Here is a 16,522-nt window from a genome sequence, read left to right as displayed (position 1 = left end):
AATTTTTGCCATCTCGCAGATTGCAAGTGAAGTGTTAGGTAACTTTTGCAGTTCTAAGGTATTTAGAGAATCTTAAAGGGAATAATCTTTTAAACAAAACACCCTTCACTTCCTTCCCGCCAATGTATACTTCTTCTTTATTTGATTTAACCGCCTGAACGATCTTTTTGGCGCAATCTTCTGCTAACATGCCATTTTCCTGTGCGCTATCCATGGTGCCCTGTGGTGTGCCATTTGCCGTTAATGCATTAAGCGTAACGTTGGTTTTAATAAAACCCGGACAGATAATTGTAATGTTTACCTTTTTGTCGTACACCTCCGATCGAAGTGAATCAAAATATCCATGCAATGCGTGTTTTGATGCGGAGTAAGCAGAACGCATCCTTGTGCCAAACTTTCCAACCAGGCTGCTTATGCAAACAATATTACCACCGCCATTTGCAATCATATTAGGTAGCAATGCTTTGCTTAGGATAGTTGTTCCCCAAAAGTTAACATTCATTAAACGTTGTTCAGTTTCGAAGTCAGTTTCCAGAGCCAACCCGCGCTGACTAATTCCGCCACTGTTGATCAGAATATCAATGTGACCATAAATACGAATGGCCTCTTCAGCTTTCCCACTTAAGGAGGCTGTATTTTCAAGATCTAAAGACAATACATGAATATTTACCGGATTCTTGCAATTCGTTTTAACCCGAAATAGCTCATCACGATTGCGCGAAGATATAATTAATCTTGCTCCTGCTTTATTGTATTCATAAACCAGGGCTTCGCCAATTCCAGAGGATGCTCCGGTAATCCAAACAACTTTATTATTCATTACTTAATATTTAAGGTGATCATCTTCTGTTATAAACAATTCAGATGCGATATGATCTGCAAATAATTTTCCGTCTAAAGTTAAAACAAGATGGTCGTTCTGATTCTCTAACCACTTTCTTTCTATAAAAGGCTTTATATTTTTAATAGTGTCCGTTAAGAACACCTTACCAAAATCTGACTCAATTTTAGCTAAACTTGTACCCCACATTGTTCTTAGTGAGGTCATAATATATTCATTAAACCTATCGTAAAGACTAAGCTCTTCAATCGTTTCGGCGAGTTTTCCGGCTTGCAATTCGCTTAAATAAGCTGCATTATTTGCGATATTAAGATATCGTGTTTTACCACTAAAACCATGAGCGGATGGGCCTATCCCCAAATAAGGAATCCCGCGCCAATAATTGGTATTATGAACGGCATACTGGCCTGGTTTGCTGAAGTTCGAAATTTCATAATGCTCAAAACCACCTTTTTTTAATTTATCAATAAGCGTAATAAATTGTGAGGCGCTCTGTTCATCATTAACAGGAGCCTGTTTGCCTTTTTTTATGGCACTTGCAAGTGCAGTACGTGGCTCAACTGTTAATGAATATGCCGAAATATGTGGCGTTTGGAATTCAATAGCTTTATTAATATTGCTTAACCATTTGTTGTCAGTTAGCAAAGGATAGCCATAAATAAGATCGATGCTCAGGTTTTCAAATCCTGCATCCTGACTACGTTTTATACAGGTTTCAGCCTCGCCCGCATTATGGGCTCTGTTCATCCATATCAGATCCTCATCAAAAAAAGATTGTATTCCAATGCTGAATCTGTTAACAGGTAATTGTCTTAATTCACTGATCTTTTTAGCATCAAGATCATCAGGATTTGCTTCAATAGTAATTTCAGCATCTGATGAAACAGAGAAATGCTTAGTTATGGTATTAAATATTTTTTCAAAGCCTTTTGATGGAAGCACAGATGGTGTTCCTCCTCCAAAATAAATAGTGCCGATCTGATCGGTTACTCTGGATTTTTTACGCATAATTTCCTCGCATATCGCATCAGTCATCTCATCAACGTATTTTAAAGAAGTGCTGAAATGAAAGTCGCAATAGCTACAGGCTTTCTTGCAAAAAGGAATATGGATATAAATGCCGGACATCTGGCAAAAATAAGGTATAAAAATGACTTGTGTGCAGAAGATAATGTCTTTAGTCAGAAATATGAAGGCCATAAGGAGCTGATCCGATTAAACCCGAAGAGACACCATTTTGAGATTATAGAGAGATTTTTTTAGTAAAATGATCTACGACGATTCCTCTCATTCTTTATATTTTTATTGCCTTTAACATGGATATTCCGTATTTTTGTTAAACAGTGTAGGAAAGAAAGATTATGTATTTTGGTGACTATAAAAATTTTCCTGATGTAACCCTTAATCCAAAATTGCTCTGGGAGTTTAACCTCAGTGATTTTGATTATAACGAAATGCGTGATGTAGTTGTTCAAAGGGTAATTGAGCGAGGATGGCCAAAAGACTGGTATTTTATATTAAACAAATATGGGGTCGAAGGGGTAAAATTGGCCATTAAAAATTTGGCTTATCTGAATGATAAAGATATGATCTTTGTAAGCCATCAATTTAATATACCCATAACTTCAATGAAATGCTACGAAAAGAAACAGTCAGTGAATCTACACTGGAACTCCTAAACACTTTAATGAATGATGAATTGCTGAAGGCTTTTTTCCTAGTCGGCGGAACGGCTTTGTCTTTGCAAATTGGCCATCGGATAAGCATTGATCTGGATTTGTTTACTATAGCTTCATTTGATGACAACCAGATGCTGTCTGATTTGGAAGATAAGTACAAATTTCAGTTGGATTATCAATCTAAAAATACCCTTAAGGGAGAAATTAGTGGGGTTAAAGTTGATCTTATTACACACAATTATCCATTGGTTAAACCATTATTAAATTTTGATAGTGTGCGCATGGCTTCTCCTGATGATATTGCTGCAATGAAACTTAATGCCATTTCTGGTAATGGAACGAGATTAAAGGACTTCATTGATATTGCATATCTTTCTTCTTTCATGACACTATCACAAATGGTAGATGCTTATGAGGAGAAATATTCATCAAGAAATCCCGCTATGGTGATTAAAGCACTGGATTATCATAGGGACATTAATTTTAATGAGCCTATTGAAATGATTGACGCTAAATATAAGTGGAAGGATATCGAGCAGAGGTTAGGACAAATGACTTTGCATCCTACAAAGGTTTTCACTCAAATCTATGAATTAAAGCAGCGGGACCAAAAGCAATCCCGAAATCGTGGGCTGAGCAGATAATTATGCTCCTCGTGCATTTGCGATCTACGAAACCGAGATTTCACTTTGGTATTTACAGATAAAATTTACATCCTCAGATGTAGTGTTTTGTGTTACTTATTTGTTGTTTTGTCGGTGTAATGTGTTGATTATAAGATGTTAATTCTATTCCGGACATCTGGCAAAAATAAGGTATAAAAATGACTTGTGTACAGAAGAAACGTCTGTATTCAGGAGTATGGAGACTATAAAGAGCTGATCAGATTAGCGAAGGTAATTACTAATTAGTTTACGGCGTTCAAAAGAACGTATAATCTCGTTTTCCAACGGAGTATGTGAAATCCTAGTATTACGATCCCATGTGTCACTGCTGTATGGAATGTTCTTCATCAATCCCACATCGCGGATCTTTGGTGTGATGATCATGTATTTCTCTTTCGAAAGTGCATCATCGTAATCATACATTAAGATTTTTGCATCATAAAACAATTTCTTAGCCGTCACAAAACCAAATGTGGCCTTGCTGGTGAATTTAATATCTGCAAAGTCAAGAACGATAGCACCATCTACAGTCTTTTTAAAATTCACTATCGTATTTACTTCTGTGTCTTTTAATTTTAGTGGGCCGCTCAGATCAAATGAAAAGTTAAGGATCTTCCCGTCAAGTTTCAATACGTCGTAGTTCTCAGTATCAATGAATATCTTTCCAACAAACATATTATCTGTCTTGTTACTTTTAGGGGTACACATAATCACAGCAATTTCATGCATATTACTTCCCGTTATATATTGGCTGATACGGCAATCATACAGAGAATCCGGTCTTTTCGTTACAGGCTTTCGTACCACATTACTTGGCAAATATCCTGTAGACATAAAGCTAAAGAAACTAAAGTTTGTAAAGCTGATCATACTTTTCTCCAGATTAGCATACCTCGTTTGTAGCGGTTGCCAGCCAGTCATGGCAAAACTCTGCCATTGGCCGTTAAATATAGCTTCCTGCATGCCAGTGTAGGTATCACCCTCCTTAGTGAACTGCCTGATGTATCCTTTGCCATAATACTTCTTGGTGGCATGGGGATAAATCTTTTCAAATGCTTTCCTGATCAGCTGGACCGCACCATCACCGCCCACCACCACCGTATCAAGGCTGATGGATGCAGGGCTAAGCACGATCGATAATTGTTGTGCAGTATCCCTCACCGTAATTTTCTGAGCCTGATAACCGACGTAAGATATGTTTAATGTAACAGGAAGGGCATCTGCATAAATCTCAAAACCACCTTGATCATTACTTAGGGTAGCATTGTGATTCTGATCATTGTAAATGCTTGCATTGGGCAAGGGTTGTTTATTAGTTGATTCTGCAACAATTCCATACAGCTTAATGCCTGGATATACCTGGGCAAAAAGCTCCGGCATACAAAAAGTAAAACCAAGGCAATGAAGAATAAGAATCTGACCGAATCGCATGTCTATGTAAATAAGGAATAAAAATAGGAGCACTGGTATTGCGCCATACCATGCTCCTACTGTAGGTTGTTAGTTCTGGCTCCAGGACACAGTTGCTGACCAGCCGTCATTACTAGCTGTAGCAGAAACGCCCCATCCTGCAAACTCCATTCTCTCTTCCAGCTCTTCTACTTCGAACAGTTCAATCAACTCTGGCTGATAGTTCTGTAATTCTTCGGTTGAATTTTTCATAATAGTAAATAATTAATAGGTTATCCGGATGAAATTAAATAGACATCAGTAAGCCACCCGGTCTAACTTAGCTGATGTAACCCGCGAGTTTTTTATAATAAAATGGTACAATATCCTCCCCACTAGCCAATAAAAAATAAATACAAAAAGATATTCACTTTTCAAGTTGTTGAATGAAAGTTCCAGTCTTATCATTTTCATAAACAGGTCTAGCAGGATAGCCGGAAAATGAATTATACTATCAAAGTGGCTTACAAGCATAAATCCCATATAAATTAAAATAGAAGCAGTGTTAGCCATACCGTAAATAAATAGCCATTTATCTGTTCGGCTAAAAACAACAGGCAAGTGTTTGCTGCGTGAAAAAAGTGCTCCGAAAACCTCCTTCACCAGTTTATTTGCCTTTGGTAGCAGATTCGGTGTATTGGTAATATCTGAAAATACCCAGTAACCATCCATACGCACAAAAGGATTTAGTTCGAACAATATTTTCAGACTGATGAGATAAAAGGCGGCCAGCAGGGTTTTGTTGCCTGTAAAATAAAAAATCAGAAACAGACAAACAGCATAAAGCAGCTCATTGGTTGCACCAGCTAGATTTACTATGATACGGCGCCTTTTAGGCGCTTGCCAAATGTTGGTTACATCTGAATACAACACAGGAAAAATAAGATAAAAGGCAAAACCGACCTCTCCGTGTTCTACACCAGCTGCACGAGAGGCCGCAATGTGTCCAAGTTCGTGTATAAGCACCGAAGGATAAACCAAAAAGGAGAGAAGTAACAGGTTGACATTTGCCCATGTGAAGGCTTGCTGTGATGGATAATTCATCAGCACCCACGCAATTACGCCCCCAAGTATGGCAATCAACATGGAAAATAAGCGTGGCGAATACAGGAAAACAAAAGGGGCCGACAAAGCTCCTGCTACTGAAGCTGAAAAAAATGGTACCTGCAGATGCAGATATTTTCCCTTTTTCTGAACCTTGCCATTTTCTTCTTCTATTAGTATTTGAAAGCCGGACAGCTTTTCCTTTGTAAGCTGGCGAAATGCTTCGGTACCCAGGTCTGTATTAAAATGCAGGTTAAAGGCCTGTGCAGCTTCTTCATAGCCATGATGTTTCTGCAATAGCTGCACTAGCATCGCGCTTGCCTGATTAAGCAATATATGGCGGCCGTCCATGGTTTTTAATATCCATCGGCTGTTGTCTGTTTCTGAAAGAGAGAGGTCTTTAACTAGCATGGATCAGGAAATATTTTTGTTCGTACAAATGCAGCGTATTTAATACTGTAGCCGTTGTGAAAACACGATTATGATCGTCTATTATTACATTGACGCCAAATGAGCTTTTGCGCCAGTGCTCAACAGTATCTAGCCGGGTAACATTTGTTGCAGGAAGTAACAGTACCCGGTTGGTGAGCCAGCTACCATCGCTGGTTTGGTGCCTTAAAAGCCAATCTGCACCTTTCTGTATTTTTTCTAAATAGCGCTTGTCGTTGAATTGCAATAGTGCTTTCATGGCTAGCGCAGTATATAATGCACTGGGCTCATTTACAGCAGGATTATACCAGCAGCCGTCTGAGTTTTGCATATTGCCTAACCAGCCTGCCATTCTTGCTGCAGCATCTGCATGTTTCTGTGTTTTACTAAGTGCCATTAAGCTAAATGAGGTGGCATAGATTGGACTGGTCCACCAGTACGATGAAATATATCCTTCATCGTGTTGTTGTTTGAGTAAATAACCAATGGTATCGTCGTAACCCTCACAGGTTTCCATAAAAGATAATACACAGGCGGCTACAGCCGACACACAGTTATGCGGCATTAACCAACCTGCAACGCTTACATCTTTTTCCAAACCTAGCTTTTCCCGCAGCGATATTTCATTGTTATAAGTCGCCCACCCACCATTACCATGCATAAACGAGCGCCAGCTAGCCATTGTCGCTTCCGGTACATTCCCCCCCTTGTTCTTTTGCATCCATATAAAAAAATTAATAGAGTCAGCGTCAGCGATGATATTTTCATTATACGCTGTTTCAGTTCGGAAAAGTAATTGCTCAGATGCTTTTGCTATCAGTGCTTCGTTCCCTGGTATATCCGAAAGCTGGAGCGCAACATAAGCGGTAATCCAATCTTTGCCAAAGCCGGCCGAGGTCAGAAAATCGCGCCAGTAACCATCCTCATGTAAGGAGCCCGCCATAAAATCTATTCCTGCCGTGGTTGAGTGCTGTATTGTTCTGGCCTGTAAATGACCGTTGCTTTTTCCGGCCTTGTCCTTTGTTTTTTCAATAAGCAGACTTATTTCCCGTATCTGGTTATGGCATCTTTCTTCTTTGCTTGTGATAAATGTCACAAGCCCGTTAAGTTGTGTTTTTGCTGCTGCTGCTTTTGCAAGCTGGAAATGGTCAATGGCATTCTCCAAATTTCTTACAGCTATGCCTGAAAGAAAAAGATAGCGGTATTTAGCATCACCTGAAACTGTGGATAAATCATGTCCTTGTTCTTTAATTGCTTCCTCCACCAGGCTATGCGCATATGTCCATTGTTGTTCTATTCCATCTTTTTTAAAATCGTCGAGATCATCAAGATATTGAAATCCGATATGCAGGTGCTGCAGACATTCTAACCAATTGGGGGTATCCTGAAAATCGTTAGGCATCAATCCATTCAATGCATAAACAATAGCATTGCACACAGCAGACTTACCGGCAGCAACTTTTTTAAATACTGCTTCAGTAATTACGGGTCTTTTTTGTGACCATTGTTTTTCTAAGAAGGTGGTGTTAAAGTACTCCAATTTACAGGCTTCAAAGCACTGCCAAAAAGGATTGCTGTTTTCGAACAGCCTTCCCAGCTCTGCTACTGATCGCTCTAAAAAACAAAAAAAAAGATAAAGATTCGTTTTCTTCTCTGCCGCTCCCGTCTGGCTATCAGTCATATGGTCATAAACCAATAGTGCCCTAAAATAAAGGTAGCTGGCGAAGCCTAATTTTTCAAGTTTGGCTGCTGGTATATTAATATCATTTTTACCATTCTCAGTAAGAAGGGGAATCAAGTTAAGATAAAAGCTATGTGAATGATATAAATCTGAAGCAGTAAGCGCTTCTTTTGTTGCGTTTTCAAGGAAAAGCATATTCACATATTCACTAAACTGGGCAGTAGTTTTACTCATGATTTAACCCTTGACTTAAACGGAAATTGCAAAAACCAATATTTATTTGGGTTTTTACGTTCTAAAGTATTAGAAATTAAATTTAATCAATGAGATTTATCTGGTCAATCACTGAAAACCAGTATTTTTTATCTAATTGTGTTAAACATGTCGATTATTTCACCACAAATTTAGTGGTCGATTTGCATATATGTTCAATTGAAAAGCTACCATCACTTTTTGATGCAAAATGCTTAGCAACTCCATTTATAGTTAATTCATACTTTTTGCCAGGCACCAGCCCCTTGATTATAAATTGATATTTATCAGGCGAGGCAACGGTCCATGAATATGCATCAGCGTCCCATGAGTTAATCTCCATATTGATACTGCGATTGGTAGCGGCGTTAATCTGAAGCAACATCACGTTGTCATTGTGCGGATAATAAGTAAGTATGGTGCCTGTCTTATTTGCACCAAAGCTTTCTTTACTTTTTATTGAAAAACCAGTGGTGCTCATTAAATAGTCGTTAACACCTAGTTCCAGGTTATAAACTGTGCTGCGGTTTGTATAAGAGAGTTTTGTCCCGTTTAGTGTGCTACTCATATTCGGTTCCAATCCCATTCTGTTCCATTTAGGCCTAATTCCATAAATATCTCTGTACAAAGCTGTAATACTTGTACTTATGCCGGCCAAAATATCATCACCCAATCCAAGTTGAGTAGTCCTGCTATATCGCTGAGAAGAGAGCCCATCCTTTTTATACTGGTCCAGCAAGTTATTGATGTATTTAAGCGCAATGGCCTTATCGTATTTCGCATAAGCCCTTACACCAAGGTATCCCCAGGTTGGAAATATGTCACCATTTTCATATTTAGGGAAAGGCCAGTTGCCCTCACTAACCTCTTCTCTTTTGAAAGAATCAAAGCATAAAGGCCAGTGAAAAAGATTTTCAGCTTTAGATCTCTGCTCTATCTGATCAAGGATCATCGCTATTCTTTTCGGATCATCACATATACCAAATGCTATAGCCGCAAAATTTACTGGAGTAACCAGATTATCTCCATGTACAGACCCATCTTTGTCTCGCCAATATACATACTGCTGTTTAGCAGCCGACCAAAATCCACCTTCCTCAACCGGCTTGTTGAAAGCGGTTTTTAAACACGAGGCTATTGCCGAATAGTGATCTGATTTTCGCTGGTCGCCCAATACTTTTTCGCATTTAGACCACAGGGTCAATGCCTCATACATCTGTGCATTTACAAAAGAATTCTCAAAACTTGCCCACACAATATCTAACCAATCGCTTGCTTTTTTATCTGCAATACCATCATTCATCATTTCAAAAATCCCATTGTTGTTCGAGTCGCGTTTGATCAGCCAATCCAAAGCCTTTTCCACACTCAATTGGTGAGATCGCAGCCAATCAACGTTTCCGGTTAAATCAAATTGCTCACTGGTATTAATCACGTAACCTGTTTGAGAGTCTATTGTATAACCCCACATTGCTTCATAATATCCGGTTTTAGAATTGTATGTTCCCGGTATCTCATCACCAGCAGCATTATGCCAACGCGATAGAACACGGCCATCGCTAAGCATGGCCTGATCCCGCTCCTGATCAAGCGTTGCCGACATGTTGTTGGTATAGTTCTGGTCATTAACTGCCATCCCGATCTGGGCAAAGAAAGGCTCATGCAAACACTTCCAATTGGTTAACCAGCCATTTGCCCCTATTATGTTATTATCTACAACACCATACCTCCCGGTTGTGTTTAGTAGTTCCCGTACCGCCACCGCATCTATACCAGCCAACGTTCCCCTTGAATACTCACGGTTATAATCCACATATTGCAATTCGAAACTCACTTTAATCTTCCCTTTTTTAACTTCAAAAGGAGCAAATACATCAGCCTTTTGCGAAACAAACCTGCTTAAGTCGTAGCGCTGAGACAGTTGTGTGTCTGTTATTAACTGCGTATAGGTAAACTCATTTTTATCGCTATGTGAATATTTGGAAGCAATTTCTTTGCCTTTATCGGTTTTTGCAGTAATACGCAAAGCATCTCCAGATTCGGTATTCCAGAATGTTACCCCGCCTGTATGTACTCCATAGGTGTCGTTTACCTGTTTAAGGTATTTACACCAAACCATGCCTCCATTATCCATAATTCCTCCTTTCCAGACTGATAGGTCAGTAAAATTCCATTTAGGAAATGCCATATCCTCAAGATTAGCATCATTATCATAATCACGTGTGATATCCCAAATTATCTTGTTGCCATTCAATTTAAAATCCCATATTTCTTTCACCGAAATTGCCCCATTCCCATAGCTAATGCCACTTAACGTTATCCCATTTGCATTTTTAGTAACAGTGATATGCTTATTGTCATCGGCCGAAGAGAAGGTTGCATTGCTTGTTCTGATTCCGGTATAAACCCCTGACGGAGAAAGCGTATTTTTCCCATTTAAACTCAATTGTTTAATTACACAGCCATTTGAGTAATCAATTGTAATTGATGTTTTTTTATCGGGAACAGTGATCGTAATTGTTTTAGCATTAACGTTATGCTTAATATCACGATTCACTATTTCAATAGACAAACAAGCACCATGAAAAAGAAACAGGAAAAAGGAAAGTATCAGGGTAAGTCTCATTATTATAAATTTTCGGAATATCTATCAAAGCTAACCGGAAATCAAAATAGCGCTTTTATAGTAAAGAACATTTTCTTTATACTTTTTGATACCTGTTTATCAGAACAGTACAGGATGGTTAAGGATTTCATAGCGTTAAATTTGTGGTAATTGAAGAAAACCATTTATATTCCAATGAGAACAAGCTTCCTATTTTTACTTTGCTTTCTTGCAGGTATTGCAAGTCCATTTTCTGGTCATACCAAAGAAAAGCCAAAACCAAAGATCATCAATATCGTGAATTTTATCCGTTTGCTTGAACCCAGAGATCCAAAGATTACTGAGGATGTGCTTTATCAAACGGTAGTTAAGCAAGTTGAAATGATGAAGAAGTACCACTTAGGAGGTACTTTCTTATTACAATATGATGCCTTGATGGATAGCCGCTATCAAAAGCTGCTAAAAAGCTTACCCAAGGATGCTTTTGAAATCGGTGCATGGTGGGAAATTCCACAACCAATGGTAGAGAAAGCCGGACTGAAATGGCGTGGCCGTTACCCATGGGACTGGCATGCTGATATCGGCTTTTCAACTGGATATTCTCCCGAAGAACGTGAGAAGCTAGCAGATGTGTATATGGCCGATTTTAAGAGCATTTTTGGCTACTATCCTAAATCCGTGGGCTCTTGGTTCATTGATTCTCATACCTTAAATTACCTGTACGAAAAATATCATATTATAGCATCCAGCAATTGTAAAGATCAGGTAGGTACAGATGGCTATACCTTATGGGGTGGCTATTGGAATCAGGCTTACTATCCAAGCAAAATAAATTCATACATGCCCGCACAAAATGAAAAGAACCAATTGCCTGTTCCTATTTTCAGGATGCTTGGAAGCGATCCAATCCGTCAATACGATAATGGTTTAGGTACCGACAGGCAAGGAGTAATTACACTTGAACCTGTTTATCCTGATGCCGGAGGGGATTCTACCTGGGTAAACTGGTTCTTTAAAGAATTTGTTGAAGGAGAATCTATGGAATTTGCCTACACTCAGGCAGGTCAGGAGAATTCGTTTACCTGGGATGCAATGTCGAAAGGCTTTCAAATTCAGTTGCCGCTAATTGCAAAGCTTAGAGACCAGAACAAAGTAAAAGTAGAAACATTGGCAGAATCCGGCCAGTGGTTTAAAGATAATTACAAGATAACCCCGGCAACCTCTGTTACAGTAAATACCGACCTTCCAGGAAGTAACCGTAAAACAGTATGGTTCAATAGCAGGTTCTATAGGGTTAATTTATTGTGGGAAAACAGATCTTTAAACTTTCGTGATATTCACCTATTTAATGAGGAATTCCCTTCCGTTTATACCAAAGATAAAGCGACCTCTAATGAGTGCTCTTTTTTTACACTTCCTTTTGTAGATGGTTATATTTGGAGTAAGCCAGGTGCTATAGCGGGTATGCGTTTTAAAGCATTGGAGGATGGTAAAGAAGTATTGCTTGAAGGAGGTGATCCGGTTATAGAAAGTCCGGCTACTGGAAAATTACACATCGTATGGCCCTTAAAAGACAAGGATGCATCGTTGGTAATGGATATTGATGAAAGGCAAATGACATTAAGTGTTAAAGGAAACAAGCCTATCAACTGGTTCTTAGATATGACCGCTGCAGAAAATGCAGTGCTCCCTTTTAAAGCAATCAATGCCGATAAAATTGATTGTCAGTTTGAAGGAATGAACTATTCTATTACAGCAATTAAAGGTACCTTTAGTAAGCCAGATGATAAAACAGTTTTCAGGATAAAGCCAAATAAGAACACTGTACAGGTTGATTTTTCTGGTAAAAAGTAGAGAGATTTAATCATATGCAAAAATTTGTAACAGGTATTTTAACAATATTAATGATAGCTGGCGGATTTATTGGACACGCACAGACGATATCCACAGCATCGCTGCTTAAAGAAATGACAGATTTTAATGCTGTTACTTATTGGCCCAAGCCTGATTACAGTGCTGGTCAGGCCAGCAGCTACGATCGTCATTCTATCTCGCGGGATAAACCCGGGTGGTTTGCCAATGGCGATAACTCGCAATTTATAAGGGTAGAGCAGAACAAGGGTCATAAAGAATATGTGATGCTCGATCAGGAAGGCCCGGGTGCATTGGTGCGTTTCTGGCTAACCACTTTTAAAAGAGCGGGCAAACTCAGGATTTATTTTGACAATAACCCCATTCCAGAGATTGTTATACCATCTTACGATCTGATGAAGATCGATCTAAAGCCCGGCCCCGCTTTATTAATTCCCCATTCCAGTTATCAACCTTTAGAAAAAGGAGGCAGTACACTTTATCTGCCAATGCCGTACGCAAAACATTGTAAGGTTACCTGGGAAGATGCACAACCCGAAATAAAAGAGCCCAGATATTATCAGATCAATTTCCGCAAATATGCTGCAAATACAGCTGTTAGAACATTTAGTTTAAAGGAGGCTAGAAATTTAACCACTTTACTAGATAAGGTTAACGAACAGCTTTTAAATCCTGTAAATGTCAATAAAGGAAAGCAATCATTAATAAACCAAACTATTCTGCCAAAGCAAACTGCATCTGTAAATCTGCCCAACGGAGCGAATGCAGTTAAATTCTTAAGCATTGAAGTTTCAACTCAGGATAAGCAAAATCTAGAGAAGCTGTTGAGGTCAACCATTCTAAAGATCAAGTTTGACGGCGAGCAAAGTGTTGAATGTCCGATAGGTGATTTTTCAGGATCAGGAGTAGGTGGCAAGTCTTTGCAAAGCTGGTATAGGACTGTTACTGCCGATGGGGAAATTATCTCCAGGTGGACAATGCCTTATCAGAAATCGGCTACTGTATCATTAGAAAACCAAAGTGATCAGTCGGTGTCAATCACATTAAAAGCAATCAGTCAACCCTACTCATGGAATAGCAACAGTATGTATTTTCATGCACATTGGAAGTTTTCAGAAAAAGTCTCAATAAAGAAATGGGATGATTCATCCGGAGCTATTGAATGGCAGCTTAGCAAAATCAAAGGCAAAGGCATCTTCCTTGGAGATAGTTTTGCAGTATTCAATCACATGCATACCTGGTATGGCGAGGGTGATCAGAAACTATATGTAGATGGTGAAACCTTCCCCTCAGAGTTTGGCACGGGAGCTGAGGATTACTACAATACTTCCTGGGCACCAGTGGTACTTTATCAATCCCCTTTTGCCAATGCACCAAGAGCTGATAAAGAAGACTCTTACGGCCATAATACTTTTACCAGAACAAGAAATCTCGATGGCGTAACTTTTAAAACAGACTTTAAATATGATCTGGAAATGTTGGGCTGGGCACATGGCGAAGCTGACTGTGCTGCTACAACCTATTGGTACGGCTTCAGGAGAACCAATTAAGAACCTTACTTTAAACAACACATATGAAAAGATATTTACTACTAATGCTAATCGTTTTTGCGACCAATAGCCTTATGGCGCAGCTTGGTGTGTGGTACGATCCTAAGATTCAAAGCACTAAGAACCTTCAATACTGGAGGCCTAAAGGTGATTTGTTTGTTGGTGATTGTATGCCTTTTTCGCGAAACGGTACTTACTCATTTTATTGGCTTCTAGATTCTGCACACCATGCCAGCCTAAAAGGATTGGGAGGCCATCAATGGGCCTTAAGTACCACAACAGATCTAAAAACATGGAAGCAACATCCTGTAGTACTTGGAATTGATGAGGATTGGGAGAAATCCATCTGTACAGGCTCCATCGTGTATTATAAAAATAAATACTATGCTTTTTATGCTACACGGCTTATCAACAAAGAAGGACAGGTAAATGAACAGCTAAGTTACGCAATAAGCTCTGATGGCATTAACTTCGATAAGCAAAAACCCAATCCATTTTATACTTCAGCTCCGGGTTATAGCAAAAGAGATTTTCGAGACCCAAAGGTGTTTGTAGATGAGAAAACAGGAGAGTTTCATTTGTTCGTATCCAGCTGGCAAGAGAATTCTGTATTGAGGCACGCAGGTGGCGCTTTGGTACACCTTACCTCTAAGGATCTAAAGAGCTGGACAGTACTTGATCCGGTATTAACCGGACAATCATCAGTACCGGAGTGCCCTGATTATTTCTTATGGAATGGGTGGTATTATTTGGTGTATGGCGACAATGGGGATACCTATTATGTGAAATCTAAAAGCCCTTATGGCCCATGGGAAGAGCCCCGTTACCAAACCATCAATGAGTCGTGGACAAACGTTGTTAAGACTGCCGAATTTAAAGACAACAGACGCATTGCCGCTGCATGGATTCCTTCAAGAGATCAAAACAAGGATGATGGAGGAGAAAGGTTTGGCGGGAATGCCATCTTTCGAGAAATCATACAGGAAGCCGATGGGACCCTAAGCTCAAAGTTCCCGGCAGAGATGATCCCTGAAACTGGAACAGAGATTCAACCTAATCTAGTTGCTGATCTGTACGCTTCTATTGTCAGCAAAAACAGTATTTCAATTAAAGCACCTAATGGTGTAGGAGCAGCCCATGCAGAGGCTATTCCATTAAACAGCCGGATTACTATGGAAATAGAAACAGTTGGTTCGGTTGATGAGTATGGACTGTACTTAAGATCACGTGAAAAGGCAGAGGCCGGTTACCGACTTAACTTCTCGCCAAATAATCAGACCGTAAGTCTTGGTAATACCATGATAAGGGCTGTTAGCGGTTTAAACAAAACCATTAAGCTTGATATAATAGTGAAAGACGATATTATAGATGTTTCAATTGATAACAAAAGATGCATTGTAAACCGTACTCCAGAACAAAAGGGTGGGTTTTTATGGTTCTACGCCAAGCATGGTGAAATGAAATTCAAATCCATTAAAGTGAGTCCACTTAAAGAAGAAAGTTAATAAAATTTGAACTCCTTTTTTAAGGGAGTTCAAATCCGTACTTGCTGTAAATGGCACGGGCCTCTTTACTCACAAGAAAATCCATAAAATCTTTAGCGGCTTTAGGATGCGGTGCTTTTTTAAGCTGTCCGGCATAATACTGCGCCTTGATGTTTTCGTTTTCAGGAATCTCAATGTACTCAATCGGGTGACCGATCATTTTCTGATAATGTACTTCAGAATACCAAACAGGGCCTGCATCGCTTTGCTCGTATAAAATGCGCATAGGTGTTTGCCTGTGATGAATTTGAGTAAGGTATGTTGTCGAATCCTTTACTTTAGTTTCCATAATGGTGTTTCTAAGTGCGTCTCCACCTGCTTTTCTATAAGCTTCCTCAATGCGTTTTCCAATTCCTTCCCATTCAGGATTAGGCATGCTTACACGCACACCACTACGCCCCAGGTCAGCTAATTTCTTTACCTGTTTAGGGTTCCCTTTTCGGGCCATTATAGCCAGTTTGTTTTTAGCATAAAGCTCAGTTCTGCTAAACCAGGCTTTACTTTCATCGATTCTGCTTTTACCGGCAGTATATACATCCGGCTTTAATGTTATCCGCATGTTGCCAATAACAATGCTGCCCGCTTCAATCTGTTTTGCTAAAATTCCCGGCGGGAGGGTTTCTGCAAGTACACGGGTGTACTGAGGGTATTTAAGCTTAAATGATTTCATCAAATCATCAATAACCATAAACTGGTTGCCTGCAAAAAATACAATTAGCTGGGGGTCATTTATGTCGCCATAAATATCTGGTACATTGTCAATTCCCGGAATTGTAAACTGCACCTTTGCATCGGGAGGTGTATTCCATGGCGGATCGAAATAATGATCCTGAGCCATTACAACTGTATTGTTGAAAAATACTAGTGTTAGTATAAGTATGATTAGCTTTAATTTACTCATTATCTTGTGG

General features: G+C 39.4%; 14 protein-coding genes. 6 read left to right on the top strand and 8 right to left on the bottom strand.

Annotated elements, in window-relative coordinates; all coding sequences use genetic code 11:
* Positions 1-34 precede the first annotated feature (34 nt).
* Both AC6CH7_RS18670 and hemW read right to left on the bottom strand, forming a co-directional pair.
* Positions 35-820, bottom strand: a complete 786-nt coding sequence (locus AC6CH7_RS18670) for an SDR family oxidoreductase (RefSeq protein ID WP_498264175.1) — start codon at positions 818-820, stop codon at positions 35-37.
* A 3-nt stretch (positions 821-823) separates the two neighbouring features.
* On the bottom strand, positions 824-1,969 hold the full coding sequence (gene hemW, locus AC6CH7_RS18665) for a radical SAM family heme chaperone HemW (protein WP_498264249.1): 1,146 nt from the start codon (positions 1,967-1,969) through the stop codon (positions 824-826).
* Between hemW and AC6CH7_RS18660 the strand changes: the two genes are divergently transcribed.
* From AC6CH7_RS18660 to AC6CH7_RS18650, 3 genes are all read left to right on the top strand, one after another.
* Entirely contained in the window at positions 1,907-2,104 is a 198-nt protein-coding gene (locus AC6CH7_RS18660) for a hypothetical protein (RefSeq protein WP_498264251.1), read from the top strand. The genes hemW and AC6CH7_RS18660 overlap by 63 nt on opposite strands.
* A gap of 98 nt (positions 2,105-2,202) precedes the next feature.
* A complete protein-coding gene (locus tag AC6CH7_RS18655; protein WP_498264174.1) occupies positions 2,203-2,520 on the top strand; it encodes a DUF6922 domain-containing protein in 318 nt (105 codons plus the stop codon).
* On the top strand, positions 2,475-3,164 hold the full coding sequence (locus AC6CH7_RS18650) for a nucleotidyl transferase AbiEii/AbiGii toxin family protein (protein ID WP_498264173.1): 690 nt from the start codon (positions 2,475-2,477) through the stop codon (positions 3,162-3,164). The genes AC6CH7_RS18655 and AC6CH7_RS18650 overlap by 46 nt, the downstream gene beginning before the upstream one ends.
* 243 nt (positions 3,165-3,407) lie before the next feature.
* Here AC6CH7_RS18650 and AC6CH7_RS18645 read toward each other — a convergent pair whose 3' ends face one another.
* The 5 genes from AC6CH7_RS18645 to AC6CH7_RS18625 form a co-directional block, all read right to left on the bottom strand.
* Complete coding sequence (locus tag AC6CH7_RS18645) at positions 3,408-4,565, bottom strand: carboxypeptidase-like regulatory domain-containing protein (RefSeq protein ID WP_498264172.1); 1,158 nt, start codon at positions 4,563-4,565, stop codon at positions 3,408-3,410.
* A 120-nt stretch (positions 4,566-4,685) separates the two neighbouring features.
* Positions 4,686-4,847, bottom strand: a complete 162-nt coding sequence (locus AC6CH7_RS18640) for a hypothetical protein (RefSeq protein ID WP_498264171.1) — start codon at positions 4,845-4,847, stop codon at positions 4,686-4,688.
* Between the two features lie 45 nt (positions 4,848-4,892).
* Positions 4,893-6,089, bottom strand: a complete 1,197-nt coding sequence (locus tag AC6CH7_RS18635) for a site-2 protease family protein (RefSeq protein ID WP_498264170.1) — start codon at positions 6,087-6,089, stop codon at positions 4,893-4,895.
* On the bottom strand, positions 6,079-8,022 hold the full coding sequence (locus tag AC6CH7_RS18630) for a prenyltransferase/squalene oxidase repeat-containing protein (protein WP_498264169.1): 1,944 nt from the start codon (positions 8,020-8,022) through the stop codon (positions 6,079-6,081). The genes AC6CH7_RS18635 and AC6CH7_RS18630 overlap by 11 nt, the downstream gene beginning before the upstream one ends.
* Before the next feature lie 154 nt (positions 8,023-8,176).
* The gene (locus AC6CH7_RS18625; protein ID WP_498264168.1) at positions 8,177-10,666 is read right to left on the bottom strand and encodes a glucosidase family protein; all 2,490 of its coding nucleotides are present in this window, start codon (positions 10,664-10,666) and stop codon (positions 8,177-8,179) included.
* Between the two features lie 150 nt (positions 10,667-10,816).
* Between AC6CH7_RS18625 and AC6CH7_RS18620 the strand changes: the two genes are divergently transcribed.
* The 3 genes from AC6CH7_RS18620 to AC6CH7_RS18610 are packed head-to-tail and all read left to right on the top strand — an operon-like array spanning position 10,817 to position 15,572.
* The gene (locus AC6CH7_RS18620; protein ID WP_498264167.1) at positions 10,817-12,499 is read left to right on the top strand and encodes a hypothetical protein; all 1,683 of its coding nucleotides are present in this window, start codon (positions 10,817-10,819) and stop codon (positions 12,497-12,499) included.
* Positions 12,500-12,513: 14 nt separating this feature from the next.
* Positions 12,514-14,067 carry a glycoside hydrolase family 172 protein gene (locus AC6CH7_RS18615; protein ID WP_498264166.1) on the top strand — a complete coding sequence of 518 codons (1,554 nt, stop codon included), beginning with the start codon at positions 12,514-12,516 and terminating at the stop codon, positions 14,065-14,067.
* Positions 14,068-14,090: 23 nt separating this feature from the next.
* Entirely contained in the window at positions 14,091-15,572 is a 1,482-nt protein-coding gene (locus tag AC6CH7_RS18610) for a hypothetical protein (RefSeq protein WP_498264165.1), read from the top strand.
* Positions 15,573-15,591: 19 nt separating this feature from the next.
* Here AC6CH7_RS18610 and AC6CH7_RS18605 read toward each other — a convergent pair whose 3' ends face one another.
* Positions 15,592-16,512 carry a molybdate ABC transporter substrate-binding protein gene (locus AC6CH7_RS18605; protein WP_498264164.1) on the bottom strand — a complete coding sequence of 307 codons (921 nt, stop codon included), beginning with the start codon at positions 16,510-16,512 and terminating at the stop codon, positions 15,592-15,594.
* Between the last annotated feature and the right edge of the window lie 10 nt (positions 16,513-16,522).

It is taken from the genome of Pedobacter sp. GQ55, assembly GCF_059758925.1.
The sequence above is the reverse complement of the archived record's forward strand: the minus strand, read 5'-3'. Positions and strand labels throughout refer to the sequence as shown.